Annotated in this window: 14 protein-coding genes; 3 read left to right on the top strand and 11 right to left on the bottom strand. The window is 44.0% G+C overall.

The genetic code is table 11. From position 1 onward, the window contains the following. Window positions 1-101: 101 nt before the first annotated feature. From AC58QM_RS16670 to AC58QM_RS16630, 9 genes are all read right to left on the bottom strand, one after another. The gene (locus AC58QM_RS16670; protein WP_497285780.1) at window positions 102-6,062 is read right to left on the bottom strand and encodes a fibronectin type III domain-containing protein; all 5,961 of its coding nucleotides are present in this window, start codon (window positions 6,060-6,062) and stop codon (window positions 102-104) included. 107 nt (window positions 6,063-6,169) lie between these two features. Next, window positions 6,170-7,720 (bottom strand): extracellular solute-binding protein, encoded by a 1,551-nt coding sequence (locus AC58QM_RS16665; protein WP_497285779.1) that lies wholly within the window; start codon window positions 7,718-7,720, stop codon window positions 6,170-6,172. Between the two features lie 74 nt (window positions 7,721-7,794). Then, window positions 7,795-8,676 (bottom strand): carbohydrate ABC transporter permease, encoded by an 882-nt coding sequence (locus AC58QM_RS16660; protein ID WP_497285777.1) that lies wholly within the window; start codon window positions 8,674-8,676, stop codon window positions 7,795-7,797. Window positions 8,677-8,723: 47 nt separating this feature from the next. Further along, window positions 8,724-9,695 carry an ABC transporter permease gene (locus AC58QM_RS16655; RefSeq protein WP_497285775.1) on the bottom strand — a complete coding sequence of 324 codons (972 nt, stop codon included), beginning with the start codon at window positions 9,693-9,695 and terminating at the stop codon, window positions 8,724-8,726. A gap of 226 nt (window positions 9,696-9,921) precedes the next feature. Beyond that, window positions 9,922-11,010: a response regulator transcription factor gene (locus tag AC58QM_RS16650; RefSeq protein ID WP_497285773.1), complete on the bottom strand. Its 1,089-nt coding sequence runs from the start codon at window positions 11,008-11,010 to the stop codon at window positions 9,922-9,924. Then, window positions 11,007-12,815: a sensor histidine kinase gene (locus AC58QM_RS16645; RefSeq protein ID WP_497285771.1), complete on the bottom strand. Its 1,809-nt coding sequence runs from the start codon at window positions 12,813-12,815 to the stop codon at window positions 11,007-11,009. Before AC58QM_RS16645 ends, AC58QM_RS16650 begins: the two co-directional genes overlap by 4 nt. 212 nt (window positions 12,816-13,027) lie before the next feature. Further along, complete coding sequence (locus AC58QM_RS16640) at window positions 13,028-13,888, bottom strand: carbohydrate ABC transporter permease (RefSeq protein ID WP_497285769.1); 861 nt, start codon at window positions 13,886-13,888, stop codon at window positions 13,028-13,030. Between the two features lie 13 nt (window positions 13,889-13,901). Further along, window positions 13,902-14,795: an ABC transporter permease gene (locus AC58QM_RS16635; protein WP_497285767.1), complete on the bottom strand. Its 894-nt coding sequence runs from the start codon at window positions 14,793-14,795 to the stop codon at window positions 13,902-13,904. Window positions 14,796-14,832: 37 nt separating this feature from the next. Further along, window positions 14,833-16,401, bottom strand: a complete 1,569-nt coding sequence (locus AC58QM_RS16630) for an extracellular solute-binding protein (protein ID WP_497285765.1) — start codon at window positions 16,399-16,401, stop codon at window positions 14,833-14,835. A gap of 213 nt (window positions 16,402-16,614) precedes the next feature. Here AC58QM_RS16630 and AC58QM_RS16625 point away from each other — a divergent pair, with 213 nt between their 5' ends. Beyond that, window positions 16,615-18,354: a cache domain-containing sensor histidine kinase gene (locus tag AC58QM_RS16625; RefSeq protein WP_497285763.1), complete on the top strand. Its 1,740-nt coding sequence runs from the start codon at window positions 16,615-16,617 to the stop codon at window positions 18,352-18,354. 16 nt (window positions 18,355-18,370) lie between these two features. Then, on the top strand, window positions 18,371-19,993 hold the full coding sequence (locus tag AC58QM_RS16620) for a response regulator transcription factor (RefSeq protein WP_497285761.1): 1,623 nt from the start codon (window positions 18,371-18,373) through the stop codon (window positions 19,991-19,993). Between the two features lie 51 nt (window positions 19,994-20,044). Here the strand turns inward: AC58QM_RS16620 and AC58QM_RS16615 are convergent, their stop codons facing one another. Beyond that, window positions 20,045-20,881 carry a phytanoyl-CoA dioxygenase family protein gene (locus AC58QM_RS16615; protein WP_497285759.1) on the bottom strand — a complete coding sequence of 279 codons (837 nt, stop codon included), beginning with the start codon at window positions 20,879-20,881 and terminating at the stop codon, window positions 20,045-20,047. A gap of 90 nt (window positions 20,882-20,971) precedes the next feature. Here AC58QM_RS16615 and AC58QM_RS16610 point away from each other — a divergent pair, with 90 nt between their 5' ends. Next, window positions 20,972-21,880, top strand: coding sequence for a helix-turn-helix domain-containing protein (locus AC58QM_RS16610; protein WP_497285757.1), 909 nt, complete (start codon window positions 20,972-20,974; stop codon window positions 21,878-21,880). On the opposite strand, the gene AC58QM_RS16605 is transcribed toward AC58QM_RS16610, so the two are convergent. Continuing rightward, a complete protein-coding gene (locus AC58QM_RS16605; protein ID WP_497285755.1) occupies window positions 21,877-23,013 on the bottom strand; it encodes a type I phosphomannose isomerase catalytic subunit in 1,137 nt (378 codons plus the stop codon). The two genes, AC58QM_RS16610 and AC58QM_RS16605, sit on opposite strands and share 4 nt — an antisense overlap. Window positions 23,014-23,027 lie beyond the last annotated feature (14 nt).

Here is a 23,027-nt window from a genome sequence, read left to right as displayed (position 1 = left end):
CAGATTAAAATGAAGCCCCTCCGCCTGAAATAGCTGTGATGGAAGCTGTTGAACATATTCATTGACGCCATCCACATGCTGAATTTGAATGATGACAGACTTTACCCCGTCCTCACCAATAGTGGAAGCTCGTAAGGCAGTTTCAATCGTATCTGCGGTTGTACCTCTATCCTATTTTGCTCTATCGCTACAGTATCAGTTTCTTTTATTAAGCTGCCTTGATCAGCATCTTCACTACCTGAAGCTGGATTCTCACCGGATTCAGACTCTGTACCTAGTGTGGTAATCGATACAGGAGTTGCATTAGTGCTCTCAAACAAAGAGCTAACTGCACTTACCGTTACATAATAGGTTTTCCCGGTTAACAAACCTGGGATCACGACGCCATTAGGTGTAATGGAAGTTACAGTAATTTGCCCAGTGTACGTCCCAGGCTCCTCTCCATACTTAATTCGGTATGCGACTGCCCCATCAACCGGATCGAACAAAACCTTAATCTCGTTTTCCGTTGGATCAGCTAACGTAACTACAGGAGGCATTAATCCATTCAATAGCTCAATCTTAAAATCATCAAATTGAACATGAGCATTTGAAGCAAGTATCCCTGCCGTGCCTTTTGCAAGACCCGCGTCTTGCGCCTCAACAGCTTGTGCGCCGTCTATGCGCAAACGAATGATGTCTCCAACGAACTCCGCTTCAAACAAATGCTCACCAGCAGAAAGCGAAAAAGCCTGTTCTTTAATAACTGTAAGGATGCCATTTTCTTTTTTCCTGATTACAGCCATCTCCTGACCCGTGGTCCAATCTTTCTTATACCCTACCAGATAATAATTGTTTGCATTGGTTGTTCTTCCCAGAAGATAAGCTTCCATAAGCGTTGCTGTTACATTCTGCGGCGGTAATTCAATTTGGGCGGACACTTTGTAATCCATCCATTCGGAACCTTGATTCATCCACATCCGGTCCGGATTGTTTCCTTCTGCGATAATCCGCTTGTTGCCATCCGTTTCAGTGAAGCTATAATTCCCGTTGGATAGTATCCAATCGGAAGAGAATTCCCCGTCGTTATAGTCATCACTAAACAATTTATCACCATTGCCTACCACACGCTGTTCATTCGAAGGGCTGCTTTCCCCAAATTCGTTCTCTCCAGTAACGACTATGTAGTAGGGAATTTGAGAAGCAGGTAGCGTAATCGCATATCCCGAACCGGGAACGTCTGCAATACTTTGCGTATATTTACCGGAAGCGGTACCGATTCTGATGACATAAGAAGTATTGATTGCATCCATTGTGAAATTAACGAATACGCTATTTCCTTCAGCCACTAAGCTGTTCAACACTGGAACCGTTGCCGTGGGAACTCTTGGCGTTACCATTATCTCGTTGGAATTCGCACTCTCGCCGACAGAGGTTTCTGCCGTTACCACAAAATAATAAGGGACATTGTTGGTAAGCCCCGTGATAACAGGCGAATGCTTGGATGTGTTTACCGTGTTCGTATAAATGCCAGGCTGAGTCCCGTATTTCACACGGTATACCATCGCGCCTTCTACATCTTCAAACCAGAGTTGAACCTGGCCATTTCCAACCTTGGATTCATTGATATGCGTAACGGGTGGGATAGAGTTCTGTACCAATACTCCATCAAACTTCACTTCCGCATGGTTTGTGAATAAGCCAATTGAACCTTTTAAAATGGCTTGGCTTGCATCTGTTGTGCTTAACAGCTTTTGACCATTGATATAAAAATCAATTTGGTTGCCAGTGAACACTCCGCGGAACCGATAAGAGTCTCCCTGTTTCAATGAATAAGCTGCTTCCTGAAGCGTTGTTATGACACCGCCATTGTTTTTCTTTATGGCAATTTTGCTGCCATCATAGGACAACAGATAATAATGATCGGCATCCACTACTCTTCCTAACAAACCAAATTCACCAAATTGCTGTGCCTTGACCCATGCCATATAGCTTACGTCTTGAAACGATTTCTCCGAATAGATCAATGACGTTCCGGCCATATCCGTCTGCTTCAATATTTTTTCATGAGGATCAATGGCTGTAGCTCCAGCTGCACTAGTTAACGGTACCTTTGTATTAAATGGAATGATCGAATCATTCACTACGCTCCAATTCCCGCTATGCTGTTGCCATTGATCAGAAACGAGGTCACCTGACTCATAATTGAACGTATCGTTAAAAATAGATGGATTTAACAATCCCAAGGATACCATTGTATCCAGGAAATACCTGAACGTTGTTAAATATTCAACATGAGTCCCCATCCACGACTGTGTGTAGTACCCGTTAATTACTTTAGCGTAATAATCGGAAACCCCCACCTTTTGCCAACCATCAATTTCCTCGGCCATTGCTTCGTTACCAGGAGCATGCCAGAAACCATAGTAATCAAGCAATATTCTATTCAATAAGGAAGGATCAATACCCAATACAACATAAGTTGCACTTTGGCGGTTTCCAGCAGCGTCCGTGGAGTTGAATTCCTGTGCCATACCAGCAGAACCCATATAGTCGCCATCTTCGGCTACAAGTGACCACATGTAGCTTTGAGTCGCCTCATAGAGCTTCATAGGATTGGACAGATATTCTTCCAAAGTTACTCCTTTGAAGGACCACTTATTGCTTTTCAAAATGTTTTGCATCATTGTCGCTTTAGCAGATAACGAACCAAACGTAGTTGTTGCAGCAAAACACTCCTTAATCGCAGTCAGTCCCTGACTGTCCAACTCATTAATAAATGTCTGAAGATCGAACGACTGTAGGATTGGTTTAACATTCTCCAGTCCTAATGCCAAGGAAGCCGCATAAAAGATAGTCATATTAGGTTCAGAGTGATTCGTATTACCTCCATTCCATACATTCGTATCTCCGTTTACACCAATTCTGTCCCCAGGTCTCGTATTATCGTACTGGTCAAAATCGCTTAGCGTGTACGCCGTACTGATTAACCCAGCTTTCAAAAATGTGATTAGCTTGGATTTCTCATCCGTAGTGAATTGATTCATAATTTCCGAATCATTCCACATCATTGCAACCGCGTACACCATCTGAGACTGTGATCTTGAATCGAGACCTCCCATCAGGTTAGGCATATTCAATTTGGTAGTAAGCATTTTTCGAATGGAGCTGACATATCTGTCGATATAATCCGGGTTCCTGTCTCCCGAAGCAATCGCCATTGTAAGCGTAGCTAAAGCACCTGACGTTGTTGCTTCTGCCGTAGAGCCTAGAGCTGCGGCTGCATTGCTGAATGTGATGTCTTTCGAATCGATCATGGCATAATAAAGCGATTCTTCATTGGGAGGTGCATAAGGGTAAACGATGGCTAACGCACTGATATCACCAGTCTCAATAATATCCGCAGTTGCATTATTGGCTGGGTCTTTCACCGTTCCTGCTGCGAGACGGAAGCGATTAGTACCTCCTGTCAATGCATCGGACAATTGAACAGTAAGCGTACGTCCGCTTAGTGTAACTTTATCCTGCTCGTCTAGCGAAACGTAATTCCCCCCTCCATTTCTGGAGATCTCCACGGAAGCTTTCAATGCAGCCTCACTCGGCATGTTGTTTAAGATACCTTCATCAAACACAATCGTCACTTTTTTATTAAAATTAGTCACATAATAGGATTGTAGCTGTGGGCTGGAAGCGTCTGCATGAATAGGAGATGACATGTATTCAGTCGCTGCGATATTCCCAGATACATCCTTCAAAGCACTAGATGAAACCTTCACCCTGTTCGTATTGCCAATCAAAGGGGACGCCATAGTAACAATCAGAGATCCACCAGTGACAGTAACCGAGTCGCCACTTCCCATTGCGTGAAAGTTAATCCCGTCATTAGAAAATTGAACAGTTGCTTTGAGCGCTGTGTTGTCAGACATATTGCTGAATAAGGGTTCGTTCGCATTCACCGTCAATATTGTATTCGTGGGATCGAGTTGAACCGTGTTTGTTAGTAAAGGTGAATTAACATCATAGGTTAATGTTCCTGTCTCTACAGCTTCTGTAGCTACGTTATTTAAACCATCTTGTAAAGTACTGCCAAGTATTGAAATCTGGGCCCCCGCTGAATTCAATCTGTCCTGCAAGGAAATGACTAGTTTATTCCCGTTTATAGAGACCGTATCCTGCCCACTCAATGCGGCGTACGCTTCGTTATTTTGCGAAAGGAGGATTCTGGCTTTCAGGTCCGCATTCGTTGCCGTATGATTGTAAATATTTTCATTGAAGTTTAACGTTATTGTTTTGTTTTCATTACTCACTTGGCTCTCCGAAATGACTGGTGCAGCTGTGTCATAATCGATGATGAGCTGTGGGGCTAGAGCACCGCTTTCTTTACTTGATACGTAACGATTGATCGATGAGGTCCCCATTAGCATAAAGGAAGCCATGCCATCCGTTAGACTTTGCTCTTGCAAATATGTGGTCACATCCCACTCATACCAGCCATTAGTGACTCCTACATTTGTGGAATTAATCATGTTTGAATACGCAGGCTGAGAGGCATATGTGATACTGTTCTCCGACCAATTGTCATTATTGACCGCATAAATCTTCAATGATTCAGGAGCTGTACCAGCATCCGTGAAATACAAACGCAACTTGGCTGTATTAATAATCCCGACATCAGATGCATTGAATTTCATGAAAATACGTCGATTGAAGGTGGCTCCCCCTTCTTTAAGAATCATTGAGCTCTCGGAGCCGTAGTTCGTGGTTAGATTACTTGCCCCACTATCCACTTTCGCATCAGCTTGTATGGCCAATGATCGACGAGATTCCAAACCTTTTAGTACATTGGAAATCGTATCTGAGCTCGTTAAAGCTCCCGAATCAATGGATTGAAGTGTTCCGGCTGCTACTTTTATCCGATTGCTGCTTCCGGTAAGTGCTTCACTTAAAGAGATCTCCAAGTGGGTACCAGCAACGTTTACTTGATCCGCTTCTAGAAGGCTGTGATACGTCGAACCTCCATCCGTCGAAATCTGTATATGTGACTTTAAATGATCCAAAGAACCGGTACGACTGATCTCCCGATCGAATACCAAGTTGACGACTTTCCCGCTACTCCCTAATAAGGTTTGTATAAGAACAGGCTCAATTCCGTTTGGTAGTCCTCTAAGAGCACCAGTTACAATTTCTGTGGATATGACATTACCTGCAGCATCATGCAAGGAATTTGCCTGCACCTTCAATTTATTGGCAAATCCATTTAGTGGTTCCAGTAAACTGACTTCCAACAAGTTACCGTTCAGATTTGCGGTATCTCCGCTACCTAATGGAAGATACGAATTACCGTCCGATGATACATACACGGCATCTTTAATGGAACCCGTCCGATTATTAAATAATGGCTCATTAAAGGACAAGGTTACGTTCCGATAGGTTGCATCCACAACGGAATTCTGATAGACAGGGGCCGTACTGTCTGACGTTACGACGAGCACAGGCCTTTGAGCTATACTGGAAGCCTCCTTAGAATAAATAGTACGGCTAACGTTCGCTGTCGCCATAAACGCAAGGGATGCTTTACCATCTGCACTCTTTTCAGCCTTAATATAATCCGTTACGTCCAGTTCGTAATATCCTTCTAGGTTTCCGAGCGTCATTTGACTAAGTAAGTTCCCCGTGTCAGGCTTATTCACCCAATTAATAGCGCTTTCAATCCACGCGTCATTAGATATACCGTAAACATTAACACCAACGGCAGAACCAGCATTTACGTATATCCTCAGTTTAGCCTGGGTAATAGCAGATGGTGCCGGAACACTACTCAAATCAAAACGAATATATGCCCTTCTCGTATACGGAGTGCTTGTTTGATTATTAGTATCCTCCTTTAATCGCAATTCATTAAAATTAAAGTTCTGAGTCTGTGTGGCAATATTGCCACTCCCTGCATCTACGTAAGCATCTGCCTCACTTGTTATCAGCGCATCTGATGCCGAAACAACCTTAGAACCGATCGAGAAAACTCCACTCAAGTTAAAAACAAGTAAGCAAACAATTAGAATTCTGGACCAGCATGTTTTAGACATATTGGAAAACACATCCATCAATCCCCTTTCTCAACAATTTAAAAAACAGGAGTGCAAGAGACTTTAGTTCTCTTACACTCTCTTTACTGTTTACCTAACCAAAGCAATTATTTCTTTTTCGTGTTATACCATTCTGTTGCTTGACGGATGACTTCGTTGCCGCCAAGTGATCTGTATTTTTTCACATAATCATCGAACGAATCAACGGGCTTTTCACCTAAAATAATTTTTGCCGCCGTTTCTAAGAATAGTGGGGAGCTAAATGATCCAAAATCCTGAATTTCAGGTTGATTCGATTTAATCGTCGGCATTCCTTCCGCTAAGTCAGGAATAGATTCATTTCGTGCAACCTCGAAAGCTGCTTTTTGCTTAGCCAACGCTTCATCGTTACCAAGCTTGACTCTAAGAATTTCTTCATTGAATCCGACAAGGTTTAAGACAAGAGGTCGCCAGCTAGCTGTCTTATTGTCCGTATCCTTTTGCTTGTCGTATACGATTTGTCCACCGTTTTTGGTAACGGTATCTCCCGGTATCCCAAAGTTAACAAATTCCTGCCCCTCTTGCGTTACCAACCAGTCGAAGAACTTAATAACCGCTGCCGGATCCTTAGCATTCTTGGTAACTAAATAAACCTTATTGTTCGCCCCTCGTTTAAATCCTACGTTCTCAACGCCAGGAGCTTTCGGTGTCGGGATCGCGATAACGTTAGCCCCTTGCCCAGGCAATGACTTGTTCAAACGATCCTGCCAATCCCATGCCAGAGCCGGATCATGATTCCATACACCTACTAGACCTTGCTGAATTTTCTGTTCCCAAATATTTCTTTTGTTTGTCATGAATTCGCTGTCTATGAGCTTCTCGTCCATCATCTGGCGGAGAAAGCCAAGACCTTGTTTCATATTACTAGTAAGATAACCTGGTATAAATTCATTGTTTTCAAATTTAGCGGTATATTGATTTTGGCCATACATGCCCAATATATTTTCTACCCAAGACAATGCTTCTCTTCCTGAAAAAGGAATTTCATCTTTCTTGCCATTGCCGTTGGGATCCTTGTCCCGGAAGGCACGAAGCATCGTGAGAAGCTCCTCAGGCGTTTTCGGCGCGTCTTTGATGCCTACTTTATCCATCCAGTCCTTGCGGACAAATAACACGCGGTTTTCTGTCACATTGCCGTTCGCCGATTCAGGAATGGCATATATTTTCCCATTCCGAGTAACTGCGTCCCAAGATGCTTGCGGGATTGCTTTTTTAAGATTTTGACCATATTTATCAATATACTCATTGAGCGTTATCAATTGATTGTTATCATATAGATCCCCGCCAACGCCCCAGCCCATAACCACATCGGCTACATCGCCTGAAGCATACTTGGTTTGCAGCTGTTGATCGTACTGACCATGGGGAAGGAATACAATATCCAAATCTGTATTTGTTTTCTGCGCTGCATATTTCAGTGTAGGATCATCCATGGCCTTGCCACCAGGAACGGGTTGGGAGAAATCGGATGTGAAAATCCGAATCTTTGCTGGTTTCGTTGTGGTTGCTTCAGCAGCTTGAGTTGTTTGCGGTTCTGAAGTATTCGAAGCACAGCCTGTCAAAGCAATAATAATAGCTGCTGCCGAAACGATTGGAACCCCTTTTTTAATGAATTTCATTGTGATAAACCTCCTTATTATTTAACAGTGAAGCTATATATGTAGGCTTTATGCCTCTCATAACGATAGATGGCTTATTCTTTGACTGAACCTAATGTGGCGCCTTTGATAAAGTAGTTTTGCAAAAATGGGTACATGAGCACAATGGGGGCTGTCGCCAATACGATGGTAGCCATTTCAATAGCTGCCGGAACCAAGGTAATACTTGCTTCCGAGGAAGCCGCAGCAGCAATATCGTTGCTGTTCCCCATCGATATCAGAGAATACAGATACATCTGAAGCGTTTGCATATTACGGTCATTAATGTACAATAGTGGCCCCATGTAGGCATTCCAATGTCCAACAGCATAAAACAAGAGAAGAGTGACCATGATCGGCTTGGATAAAGGAACTACGATTTTCCAAACAATTCGGAACTCGCCCATCCCGTCAACCTTTGCTGCTTCAAACAGCTCATCGGGAATGGACCGGAAGAAGGTCATGCAGAGAATCATATTAAAAGCTGAGATAGCGCCCGGAAGAATAAGCGCCCAGAACGTATTCAAAAGTCCTAAAGACTTTACAATCAAATAAGTAGGTATCATTGGAGCCTGAAACACCATCGTAAACACAATGAACATCAAGATCCATTTGCGCCCGCGTATCGTTTTCTTAGATAGGGGATATGAACCCAGTATAGTAAGAAACATATTAACCGCTGTGCCGATAACAACTACTTTAACTGTCATCCAGGCAGCATGCCAAAAGCTCGGCGTCTGAATAACAAGATTGAAATGCTCTAGCGTCGGTTCTACTGGCCAGATCGTAACGCGATTGTGAAGGATGGCCTGCGCAGAGCTGAATGAGCCTGCAACAACATGTAACAGTGGAATGAGTGTAATAAGACTGACTATGCTGAGCAGCACGATGTTGCATATATCGAATAACCGCTCGCTACGTGATAATTTGATAGGCAATTGACTACCTCCTGAGATCTTTACATTAGCAAACTTGGCATCATTTGTTAAAATAAACCTTCGCCTGTTAGTTTGTTACTAACCTTATTTACACTGATAAGCAACACAAACCCGATGATGGACTTGAATAGTCCAATGGCTGTTGTAATGCTGAATTGTCCATTTAGAATACCGATGCGATAAGAATACGTGTCCAAAACTTCCCCTACGGAATACGAGATGGGATTCAAGAAAATATAAATTTGTTCAAATCCGACATCAAGCACATTCCCAATTTTGAGCAGCAGTAGGATGACAACGGTTGGCAGCATTCCAGGCATGGTCACATGCCAGAGTTGCTTCCAGCGGCTGGCTCCATCAATTTTGGAAGCTTCGTACAAGGAAGGGGATATTCCTGTAAGTGTAGCCAAGAAGATGATCGTACTCCATCCCATCTCTTTCCATACCCCCGCTCCCACAACGACTGATCGGAAATAAGATGCCGACTGTAGAAAGCTAAAGGGACCCACGTCGAAATAGGAAAGCAGTTGATTGACCATCCCTGTCTGTTGGGAAAGCATCATATAGGCTAGTCCGTACACCAACGCCCAAGATAGAAAATGAGGAAGATACACAACGGTCTGCACAGTCCGCTTAAAAGAGGATCTTCGAATCTCATTTAATAGAAGAGCCAGAATGATCGGCGCCGGGAATGCAAACACAATTTGATATAAGGAAATAATTAATGTATTCCTGAATATCCGAAAGAAATGAGGTTGTTCGAACAAGATGTGAAACCAACGTAATCCCACCCATTCACTATCAAAAAAACCGTTAAAAATATTGTAATTCTGAAAAACAATGACACTCCCTAGCAAAGGCACATACTTAAATGTAATGAAATATAGGAATACCGGTATGAGCATGACATATAACGGCCAATTCTTATATATATACCGCGTTAAGGGCTCCTTTTTAATCTTCTTAATCGTATCTACTGTCTCTCTTACGGATGATTGCGATAAGCCTGCTTGGTTCATCCATCCCTCACTCTCCTTCGTCTACGAATGGCTGTTTCTCTGTTACCATTATTATAGAACGTAACAACCAGAGGCTTGTAGCAGTGAATATTTATATTTTATTAGAGAATATTTCGTTTTAAGGCATACAAATAAATAAAGCCCGTGATCTCTCTACTGAAAGGATCAAGGGCTACTTTTGTTTAACAACGCGTGAATTAGAAGCTGATTAACCTCATTAACCTGATCAAGACTTCATTCTCTTTTTATAATCGAGCGGGCTAAGACCGTACATTTTTTTAAATATTTGTGAAAAATAGACAACATCTTCATAGCCGGTTTTACTTGCAATTTCGTATACCTTCAAATCCGTACTCAGCAATTGATTTCTGGCGTACGCCATCCTTTGCGCAATGATATAGTTCAGTACCGTTATCCCGGTTTCGTGCTTAAACAAAGTGCACATATAAGACTTGTTCACGTCAATGACCTGTGCAAGCTCCTGCAGATTTATATTTTCAGCAAAATGCTGCTGGATGTATGTCTTGATCTGTTCTACCTTCCGCACCTTTTGATGATCCCTCACCCCCCGCATCGCCTCTACGATGTGATAAGCTCCCTCCTCCAGCCTGCGCACAGCGCATAGTCGAAAATAGCTCCTTATGGATGCTAACGACAGTTTTTTATCCCCTAGGCCCAAATCCTCGCCCTCATCCAGCTCCAAATGAATCTTGACTTCCGTGAGTTCCTCAATAAGCGTTTGAAGCCAAGCGTTAGATAGCGCATTGAGCAAATGATATTTGCCATCCACCCAACTTTCCAGTAGTTCCATCGTCTCTACAATTAACAGGGGCATGGTTTCCGTTTGCAGTGTGCGGATCTGTTCTAGCCAGCGCTCCATCCAGACCCGATGTTGAGGGAGCTTCTTGAGTAGAAAGGAATCCGCATCACGACTTTGCTCCTGATTCATTCGTTCCTCAACTCTCCCTAACGCTTTATTTAGCAGTTCTCGGTTGACCGGCTTTAGAATGTAATCAAGTGCTTGCAGTTGAATGCTTTGCTTGGCATATTCAAAATCATCATAGCTGGATACCACCATAGTCATCATCCAAGGAAAACGTTTATTAATATGTTCAATCAAAGTTAGTCCATCCATAACGGGCATTCGAATATCCGTTATGCACAAATCGGCATAATGGGTTTCCAACCATTCCAATGCCTTTTGCCCATTCGCCGCACAACCTGCGACAACGATGGTATCTTTAAATTCCTCCACGGATTGCGTTAAACTTTCACGTATGAGCGGAGCATCATCAACTAACAATACACGGATCATAGAGCAGTCACCTCCTTGATTTTATAAGGGAATATAATTGAAATGTGTGCTCCTCCCGTATTTGAATGGTTGATTGTAACACCAGAAAGAGATTCTTTGTAAAAAGTTTTGAGCCGATAATGCACATTAAGCACGCCAACACGGGACAGTTGCATGAACTCCTGAACCGGACGTTCGTAAGTTAGCAACGTTTGCAGCTCTTTTAGCTTGTCCTCAGTGAAACCAAGTCCGTTATCCCATATGTCAATTCGCACATGCTTTTCGCCTTCCATTCGGGCCGCAATTCTGACCTCCATAGGCTCAGCCGTTGTCTCGTAGCCATGCTTAATACTGTTTTCCACAAATGGCTGGACGATCGCTTTCAGGCAGCTTGTTTTCCTTACGTTCTCGTCAATGTCGAGGTGAAATTGAATCTCATTACGGTAAAGGATAGTCATAATATGAATATAATCGGACAGATGCTCCATCTCATTTTCCAAAAAAACGAGCACTTCATGGTAGTTAGACGTATAACGCAGCATGTTCGAAAGTGCAATTGTTGTGTCCTGAATACCTTGGTGTCTTGCCAAATTCGCCATTGAATTAATAGATTCAAGTGCATTATAAAGAAAGTGGGAATTAATTTGAGATTGAAGTGCCGATAAGATGGCATGCTGCTGTACAGTCTTAGATTCCGCTAGTTGGTGAATGTAAGTGTCTATTCGATCAAGTAAATTATTGTAAGCAGCACCTACCTCTGCTACTTCATCCGTACCCTTCACCTCAATCCGAATATCGAGCCTCCCCATCTGCGTCATCCCTATGGTCCTTCGAAGTTCCTTTAACCGTTTTGTAATAGAAGCCGCTACCAGAAATACTAATATGCTGGCGGCAACAATACCGATGATGATCATCAATGCCGTCCAATTTCGGATACTTGATATACTGCTAGCCAAATCACTATAAGGGACCATTGCAATAACTTTCCAATTGGTGCGAGGAATGTCCTGATATACGATCATTTGCTTCGTTTCTTTACGGTAAAAGGAACCAGATGTATGATCATTCAGTAGATTTTGAAGTTCTGGTTTAATATGCGCACCAACACGCTCCACTCGAGGTGCGGTTAGAATAGTGCCAGCTTCATCGACAATTAAAGTCTCCCCATTCGCTCCCAACTCAATTGCATCTAATATAGCTTGCGTTGGCATCAACGAAATATCGACTTGTAGATACCCGGTTTCACCGGCAAAGCTATATTTCTGCACATAGGTTAAGACGGGCAGCTTCGTAGGTAATCCGATCCGATCGGAATAGCTCGAATTAAAAGAAACAAATCTAGACATTTTTCCAGAAAAAGGTATTTCCTTAAACCATGGCATATCCTTCATGGAATAGTTTGGATTAAGGACATAATCCAGTTCGTTGGGATTGCGGAACACACTCTGGTATCCACGGTCACTATAAAAAACAATGGCTAGCGTTTCTGGGTGATACTCAACAAATGGTTCGATGATTTTGGAAGACATATTTTTATAATATTGATAAATATAGTAATCTCTTCCTGCACTAACACTCAACCAATCATGATACTCACTGCTGCTTCCGAGCGTCTGGAAAAATTGTTCATTGTCATCAATATAGCGACTCAAATTATTTTTGGCCTGAATTAAAATTTGGTTACTAAATCGGACCACATCTGAGTTAATTGCTTTCAAGCTTTTGTAATAGCTAATACTTCCTATAGCCGTAATCACAAATAATAGGATCAGAGTTATCATCACGATTAGCTTCCATTGAAGTGAGTTCCGCATTTTTCGAAACACATAACTCCCCCTCTCCAAATTTTACATTATATTCCAAACGGATATTGTGTTTACCTTTTACTATTTTAGCTAATCGAATCTAATGTGGATATAGGGAAATCTTTGGGCTATATGAGGGGATATTTAGGTTTTTAATCATGTAAAAAAATAAATCAAAAAGGCGATATTTCGTTCACATTGGAACGGAATATCGCCTTTCTCGGCACTTGGAATTATTCCTTGACTGAACCTAGCGTAGCGCCCTTCTCAAAGAACTTTTGGAAAAAGGGATAGGAAGCCACGAGTGGCAACATAGCGAGCAGAATGGCAGCCATTTTCACATTGAGTCCTAAATTCTGTGACATCGCTTCCGTTGAAGCGTCTGACCCCGTCTGTGAGGAGCCGACGACAACCATTTGCCTCAACAGCGCTTGCAGCGGCCATTTCTCCGATTTCAAATAAATGATCGCATGGAAAAACTCGTTCCACCTGTCGACCATGAAAAAAATAGTAAACGTCGCAATGATAGGCGTGGAGAGTGGAATCACGATCGACCATAGAATCCGCGTCTCTCCTGCGCCATCCATCCGAGCAGCCTCATCCAAACTTGGCGGAAGCCCTTGGAAAAAGGTTTTCATAATGAGAATCGTGAACGCATTCGTAAGCACGGGCAGCATAACGGCCCAATACGACTCCAACAGTCCGAGTGATTTCACTACAAGATAATTAGGGATGATCCCCACCTGAAACACTAAGGTTAAGAAGATGAGCGACATCATGACATTGCGCCCTTTGAGCTCTTTTTTAGATAAGGCATACGCGAGCAAGATAGAAACGGCTACGCCAAGCAGCGTTCCTACGAACGTAATTAGAACTGTATTGCCAACCGACTTCATGAAGACAGGTGTTGAGAACAAATATTTGTAGGCATCCATTGTCCATCTTGGTGGAAGTAAGAAAAAAGCGCCGCCCTCCGAATCTGCAGCAAAGCTAAACGAAACAGCCAGCATATACAGAAATGGAATAATGACGAAGGAGCAGAAAATAAAAAGCAAAGCGGAAAGCGCTAAATCGTAAAGTTTGAGTGATTTCATGTTCCGCCCCCTTTTAAAAAATGCCATCCTCGCCGAGCAACTTGGCCACATAATTGGCCCCTACGACGAGAATGAGACTAACAACTGATTTGAAGAGACCCACCGTTGTCGCCATGGAGAAATTGCCTTGCACTAACCCGACTTGATAGACGTATAAATCAAATACATTGGCAACCTTATGGACAAGTGGATTATCCGCTAGAAAAATTTGATGGAAATTGGAATCTAGCGCTGTGCCCAATTGAAGGAGTACAAGCACGACAATTGTGCTGCGAATGCCTGGCAATGTCACATTCCACATACTGCGAAGTTTACCAGCGCCATCCACATCGGCTGCATCGTATAATTCAGGATTAATACCCGCCAGAGCTGCGAGTAAAATAATCGTGCCCCACCCCATATCGCGCCATATATGCTGCAACACCATCATCGGCCGGAACCAATGTTCGGAAAGGAGAAAAGGAATATCGTTACTGCCCCAATCATTCAGGGCATGATTGATGACACCGGAAGGACTAAAGAAAATCAATGTGATGCCTGCAATAATGACCCAGGATACAAAATGGGGCAAATAGAGAACAGATTGCACCAGCTTTTTATACAGCTTGAATCGTAAATCATTCAATAATAGTGCTAGCACAATCACAAATGGGAAATAAAACACGAGATTATACAAGCTTAATAGCAATGTATTTCGAAGGAGTATTAGAAAATCCGCTTTAGCAAAAAGCTCCTTAAAGTTGGCAAGACCTACCCACTCGCTATTGAAAAAACCCCGGAAAGGGCTGTAATCCTGAAAAGCGAGTAACAGCCCCCATACCGGAAAATATTTGAAAACAAGAAAATACAGCATGCCAGGCAGCGCGAACGCATACAACGGCAACGATCGTTTCATCGTATTTCCCATCCGAATTCCACCTATCTGTCTAATATGAAACTAAGCTTTATGGATGATCTTTCGAATATTGTTCCATGTATTCTTTGAGAATAGCTCCACCAGTCCCTGCAGACCATGCATCAATTTCTTTCTGAACAAGGCTGTAGTCACCTTCACCAAGCACATATTTCGTTGCGGCGGCGGCTAGTGGCTTGCTATGATCCGGATTTTTGCCAGCCGTTGTCGAGATATACGGGAGGAACGGGTTGACGACACCAATTTTGGAGATTGCTTCTAAAGTTGCTCTACTTGCTTTCAGCACATCAGGATCGATGATCGTTTTCGCATAGTAATACGGATCGTAGCGATTTTCCATGACGAACAAATCAATACGATCACTTGCAAAAGCTTTCGTTTGCTCAGGTGTACGCTCCGCAATCCCATTCTTGAGGCCGTTTGAGTGAACACCAACAACACCAGTTTGGAAGAATGCGTCATTTTCTTCTGAAGCTGTGAAATCCAAGAAATCAACAATCTTCGATACCTTAGCTTTCTCCACGCCTTGAGGCACGACCCAAATGCCGTAATAACCAGACACAACCGCTGCACCTTTATTGCCATTAGGTCCTGTGATCGAAGGGATGGCTACGATTTTGGCGGCAGGATCTGTCTTCACTAGCTTATTGACATTGATGCCCGCTGGATCAATATGCTGAACCTGGCCAACATAAGCACCTGCTACGCCTGCGAAAAATTTATCTTGAGCCGGCGCCGCCTTCTGAACAGGCGCATCCTTATCAATTAACTTATCTGCGTAAGCGGTGCGGAGCCAATCTAGATAGTTTTTGTATTGCGGAGCTTGGAAGCTTGCGATAGCCTTTGCGCCATCAACCTTAAAGCTATTCGGAACTCCGAAAGCGAAAGCGATTGGATTAACCATCCCAAATGGTGGGATTTGTGTATAAGCATCTGGTTGATTGTTAATGACGAGAGGAATCGTCTTCCCACTTCCAGCCGGATCCTTCTCTTTAAATACTTTCAGGGCATTCGTCAACTCATCCAACGTTTGTGGAACAGGCAAGTTGTACTTATCCAGCCAGTCTTTACGCATAATGACATTCGCTTCACCGCCACCGTATAAGCCACGCGGTCTTGGAACTCCGAAACGCTTGCCGCTACTCTCCATGTTTTTCCACGTTTGCTCAGGAATGAATTCGAGATTCTTTTTCCCTTTGATAAAAGAGGTTAAATCCTGAAACGCGCCGCTTTTGACAAAGCTTTGATACTTATCAAAGGGATCCGTGAATAGTACGAGATCGTACTTTGCTCCTGAGGTGAGAGCGACACTGAGCTTGTCGGAATACGCGTCCGATGGAACGAAATCAATATCGAGCTTGACGTTGCCTCGCTTCTCGATATCAGCCTTCGCTGCGTTGTTCTCTGAATTCGGCAGCTGTCCGAAAATAATAGCAAGCACCTTCAGTGTAGTTGGTGCCGACGTTGCCGCTGTTGTACTTGATGCTGTCGAACTTCCTGGGGTAGCGCTCGGTGTACTGCTTGAAGATGAGCAACCAGCAGCTATACTGCTAAGCAGCATCGTCGCTGCTAAGATCGTCATTCCTTTTTTTAAAACCATGTAATCTTCCCCTCTCATCTCTTGGTTATCACTTACCTTGTCATTATAAGAGGAATGCAAACGCTTCTAACATGGCGTAACCCTCGAACTGTGTACCCGATCTGTGAATCCTATCAAAAGAACACCTAATTCGCTCCACAAGTAGGTTATAATAAAGTCAGGAAATGCTTACGAAGCTAGTTTTCTATCGAAAACTTCCAGGAGGTGCACAGCTTGCGTTTTCTAACTTTTGTCAAAAGAAGCTTCTTCGTTCGTGTTCTCTTATTCATGCTTGCCGTGCTGCTCATTCCCTTGCTCATACTTGCTGGAAGTACGCAGAAAGCCGCCGATGCTGCCATTCGTAAGCAGGTTAACCGCATCAATGATCAAGTGGTCAGAGGGCTTATGGAACGAATCGAAACGACGATGTCGCAGATTCAAGCCATTGGCAATCAGTACGGATCCACACCGTCGGTGCTTGCCGCATTAACGACGACGGGCAGCCTTTCCAGCGATGTCATCCGTGTGAATGAAGCGAGTGCAACACTGGATATTGCAACTTCCCTACTTCGCAGTAACAATGACCTTGCGCTATACAGTCTATGGAACGATCAATTGATTACGACATCACGGAATGTCGATTATGACAATAAGCTTCTCTATCACGATACCGCCAAAGCGTTCTTACGATCGGGCAAATCTTGGATATATCTAGATTCCGATGAAGAGCATGTCTACTACCAGAGACGTATTCCCTTTGATACTTGGCTGGATGCCAAGGGCAGCCTGCTCATCTCCATTAAGAAAGACTTATTTCATAGTTTAATCGATAATGTCGAGAAGGATAATAAAGGCTTCTTCACGATTACTACTGGCCATGGTGCTGTTCTTGCTTCAACACGGCTGGGTTCAAAAGATGATATTGCTGCACAAACTGCCATAGTATTGTCAGAATGGATGAACAGGAACAAGCCAGCCCAATTTCAGTTCCATCAATCCCTTCTGTCCGTCCAGCAGTCCAGTGATTATGATGCTACTCTACTCATTTCAGAAATACCACAGCATGCATTGACTGAGGATACAGACCGAATACGGCAGTATGTCCGCTATTTAGTCATTCTGCTTGGCGTGATAGGCTTCATCTTCGTGCTCGGCTTCGCGTATTATTTATACCTTCCCCTTTATGCCGTACGCAGGCATATTGATCGTATTAAACAAGGCGATTTCCGAGCCGTTACGACGATACGCACTTCAAATGAAATTGGCGAACTCAGCCATGTACTCAATACGATGTCATCTCGACTGCAAACACTCGTTGCTGAATTAAAGGTAACAGCTGATTTAAAACGGCGCACTGAAATTAAAGCACTGCAATCCCAAATCAATCCCCATTTCCTGTATAACAGTCTGAATACGATTCTGATGTTCGCACACCTTGGGGAAAATGCCAAAATCAAATCACTGATGGGTAGCTTAATCTCACTGTTGCGTTACTCTATGGAAAATTTCGAGCAGCTCGTCCCACTATCGAAGGAAATCGAGTACGTACGTGATTACATGCATATGCTTGAACTTCGTTATGAGCGGCCGCTTACCTTACAGATTGAAATCGGGGAAGGGTTAATGGACATGCCCACTCCTAAATTGCTGCTTCAACCCCTAATCGAAAATGCACTGTTTCATGGTGTACTTCCCTTAAAGCAAATTCTAGGGCTTCTATGTATTCGCGTCTATGCGACCGGTGATCGCGAAGCTGTCATTCTCGAAGTTTCCGATAACGGCAAAGGCATGGACGAAGGCAGTATCAACCAAATTCGACTTCTGCTGACCAAAGAACAGGGTGTTGAGAACATTGGACTTCGCAATGTGTGGGAACGTATAGGACTCGTTTACGGTCATCCATCTACTTACCATATTGAGAGTTCTCCAGGCAAAGGCACCTTGTTTCGCTTCCAATTCCCATACAAAACTTGAAGGAGGAGACCCCACAATGTCCAAAATCAGCGTGGTTTTAATCGAAGATGAGCCACCAGCCCGTCAAGTTTTCCGGCAAATGCTTCACAAACGCAGCGATCTATTTGAAATCGTCGGGGAAGCTGACAATGGTGAAGAAGGTTATCTGCTTATCAAAGAGAAGCACCCAGCCCTGATTGTTACGGATATTACAATGCCTGTGAAAGACGGATTAGAGATGCTTCGTGACGTAAAACGCTCGTTCGCAAATCCCCCCTATGCCATTATTCTGACGTGTCACGAGGATTTTCATTATGCGCAGCAAGCCATTGAATTAGGCGCATGCTCCTATTTATTAAAGGAGCGCTGCCTACTTGATGAGGATCTGCTGACACGTACCATGGAGAATGTGCTACCTGCCATATTGAATGAGTCAGAAGCTCGAGCCGCTAGGGAGGACATGGAAAAAAGATTGCGAATCCATGAGCTGGATATAGAAAGGAACCATTTTCTCGACATGCTGCTTGGACATGAAAAGGAGTGGCTGCAGCATCTTGATTTATCTGGTTACGAGACGCAAGCCGGCCCCCACTCTCTCTTCTGGATCGAGTTCGATCGCAGTTCACTTCGCTTCTCCTTGCACATGTCAGAGGAGCTCAAGCTTTGGCAATTCGCCGCAGTCAATGTGCTAAGAGAATTTGTTAGCTTATGGGGTCCAAGCTGTATTATTGCTTTCGACAAGGGGCGCTTTCTCCTTATGTGCCGAGGTGTGCGAAGCTTGGAAGAAGATGCCAGTCGTCAAATCGCCGACATCCTGAATCGCTTTTTGAAGATGGGGAGCTATGTTCTTCATTTGTATACGTCAAAGCAAGTTGAGCTAACAACCTTATTACCCTGGATCAAACGTACGTACCGGGAGCGCGATTTGTTTTATTATGGGGAACAGTGGGTTGCAAGGATCCCCTTCTCCTCCATTGATGCACACTTCCATTACACACATTTGTCCACAGAAACTCGCGCGATTTGGAAGGACCGCTTGCTCCAAGGATTACTTCGTGGAACCTCATCATGGATAAACGATAGCACCGCTTCAATCTTCTATCGAGAAGCTGCTGCTCATAAATGGTCACCCTCTCAAGTCCGTGATTTATTCGCTGAGGTGATGGCTGATCTGAGGACATTCCTTCGCGCGAAAGAGCCTCACACTTATGGTGATGGAGAATCCGACACCTTCCTGATGGAGGCGCTGAAGGATCGTCAAACTTTTCGCTCCTTGTATGAGACATGCATGTCTTATACGAACACCTTAACAGATAAGATGGGGCATGGACCTTCGATTGATCGAGCGGTTGCAGCCATTGTTCAAACGATTAAAGAGCACCCCGAACGCAACTACCTCCTGGAGGAACTGGCAGAAAGTATTAACTATAGTGCAAATTACTTTGGTCAAGTTTTCAAAAAAATAGCGGGCGAGCCGCTAACGCCTTTCGTCACGAATCAGCGTGTTGAACGAGCGAAGATGCTCCTTCTTGCCTCAGACCGTAAAACATTTGAAATCGCTCAAGATGTTGGCTTTCCGAACTATCGTCATTTCAATCGATTGTTCAAACGACTTGTCGGTTGCTCGCCCACTGAATACCGTGAAAAGAAAACAAGCTGACATCTGATCCACATCAGTGCCAGCTTCTTTCTTTGTATAGACATTGTGAAATTAATTATCCTCATCTCGATACATCAATGGATTCAGAGGACTAGCAATCGTATCTCCCGCCTTCAAGCCAGGCATCCATTTATGCAGATCTGTCCTACGCGCATTCGTATCGGGTTCGAGAACACACGTCCCATCTGCTACATAGATGATCGTCATCACTTCGCGCGTGAGTGCCGTTGGATTCCCAGGAGCGCTGTGCAACGTCCATCCCGCATGGAATGTCGCATCTCCTGCTTGCATCGCGCCATAATTGACTTGCAGCAGACCCTCACTTTCGATGTAATCACTTAATGTTTTGTGAGATTGATCCGAAATTTCCAGTCGGCTAATATAGCCTCTCTCTTGAGATCCAGATGCAAATGTCATAGATCCCACCTCTTGTGGAATGTCCACTAGTGGCATCCAAAGTGTGATTGTTTTGTCCGTATCGACTGGCCAGTAGATCTGATCTTGATGCCAAGGGGTATGGCCGCCACCTGGCTCTTTGAAAAGCGCTTGATCATGATACATACGAACGCCACCTACGCCCATCAACTCAGCAGCCACTTTGGCAAAGCGTCTAGCAAATACGAATCTACAGATGAATTCGTCTTGTTCCCAAATATTCTGAATCTGCAGAAAAGCTTTCCCATACGTATCTCTTTCCCCAAGTGGACGGGACTCCCGGTTTAATCTCTTCACAACTTCCTGAATCTTAGGGCGGTATTCATTAATCATACGCGCACTCGCTAATCCCCGAATCAAAGTGTGTCCCTCTCTCGCATAGGCGTCGATCACGTCTTTCCCCAGGGTATAACTCTCTGAAAATTCATCATTAACTTGAACTTTTTCGCTCACATTGCTCACTCCATTCATCCAATTGAACATCTCATATATCAATGATATCATGGAGTTATCGCAATAGATTTGCAGAAAGGAGATAACTTATTGGACTTTTCCGACATGATCTTCCCACTTCAACTCCCAGCTCAATTTAGCGATATTTCTCCTAGTGTACATTGGGCCAAACTTCATACAACCCGCAATGGCTATGAGTATGCCGAGCGTCGAATCTATGATTTCGAACTCCTTTATGTCCAAACAGGAAGTATCGTCGCTTACCTTGGCGAGCATCGCTATCCGTTGAAGAAAGGACAGATGCTGTTTATCTCATCTGGTATTTCGCATTTTATTCAAATAGAAACCCAGCCAGAGGCTGAATTTCTAGGCATTCATTTTGATTTTTTTGACGAGCTTGAAATTTTGATTGATCAAGATATTATTGTGGATGACGAAACCGTAAATCCCCTTCTTTTTTGCAGGGAACCCGTTATCCAAGGTTTTGAACCACTAAGCGCTCGACCTGTTATTCTACCTACCCCACAGATGATTGAACAAATGGAAGGCATCATTCATGAGTGGAACGAACGGAATCCAGGTTATGACGTTATTTGCAAAGGACTCATGGGGCAGGTCATCATTGGGCTTTTTCGATCTCAGTTCAATATGACACAGACAGCCCATACATTGTATGGAGGAAGAATTATAGAATTAACGAAGTGGCTATCCGATCACTATGGGGAAGATTGCTCCAATTCGTCACTTGCTGCCCGCGTGAATGTCAACGAAGATTACTTGGCCAAACAATTCAAAGCCGTCACAGGCTCCTCCCCCAATAAATATGTACAAATGCTTCGTCACCGCGAAGCCAAACGCCTTCTCCGTGAATCCGAATGGACCGTTGAATATATCGGGCAGACCGTTGGCTACGATGACCTTCATTATTTCTCTCGGGTCTTTCATAAATGGGAAGGTATTTCGCCCCGTGAGTACCGTAAGTTGTCGCTCATTTATTAATTGGATTGTGGTGGAAAGCAGAGCACAACTTCTAATTCTGAATGGGCTTCCGCAGACCATTTTACTTCTCCAACAGAAGCTGGAATAAACAAGAAATCTCCGCGTGCAATGGACTGCACACGTTCTGCATTATGATCTACGCCAGTAGATATGGACCCAGCTCCTGCAACAACGATCGCTATCACGAACGTGTTTCGCGGCTTAGGCGCGTAGGAGGTACGTACGCGTAGCCGATTCATCCCGAAGAGCTTTGTCGCATCTTCGCCGATAAGAATGGATTCCTCTGCCCCCACGCTCTGATAGATGGATTGTGGCTCTCGGCGCCATTGCTTTAGCGTGTCTGCTTCGGAGTAGCTGTCATAATGGAAACAATCAAATAGCGCTTTGAAACCTGCTCCTTGATGAATAAGTAAATCGGTGATCACACGCCCCTCTGGTGTTGTCCGCTCCGTACGAAGGGTGTAATCCGTTGGCTCCTGAACTTCGACCAAGAAGCATCCCGCCCCAATCGCATGAGGAACGCCTCCTTCAATAAAGAACACATCACCAGGCTTCACTTCGATTTTGTGCAGCGCCTCTAGCATCCCGGGGATGTTCTGCTCGTGGAACAGCTTCTCCCAATGCTCTCTCGTCACACCTGGCTTGAAGCCGAAGAATACATGCGGCGGCTCCCCATTAACCGTGCGGCCACCTAGGATATACCACGATTCAGTTTTACCAAAATCAGAATCTAAGATGTCTTTGGCAAACTGTTTATCCGGATGCACTTGAATCGTTAAGCGGCTGAGCGAATCAATCATTTTCACAAGGACCCCGGTTTGATTGCCGAATTTGGCTACATGCCCTTCTCCAAGAAATGCAGCGGGGTCACAATCGATAAGGTCTTTCAATAGCACAGGATCTTCGTTCTCCAACTGTACATAACTAAGACCTTCGTCCATGATGGACTCGCGACCTGGGTTACGGGCTCTAACGGTAGAGGCAATCCAATCTTCCGGCAGCTCACCGTCTTGCGGCTCGCTCTTCCTCTGCCATCTCTCCAGCTCTTTACCTCCGAAATACGTCCTCCACACGCGAGAAGAGAACAGCTTCAGCACCTTTTGATGTAACGCTTCTCTGTTATCTATATTCATAAGACCATCAAAGC

This window comes from Paenibacillus sp. J22P165 (genome assembly GCF_059692015.1).
Note: the sequence above shows the minus strand (reverse complement) of the source record. Positions and strands in the feature narration are given on the sequence as shown.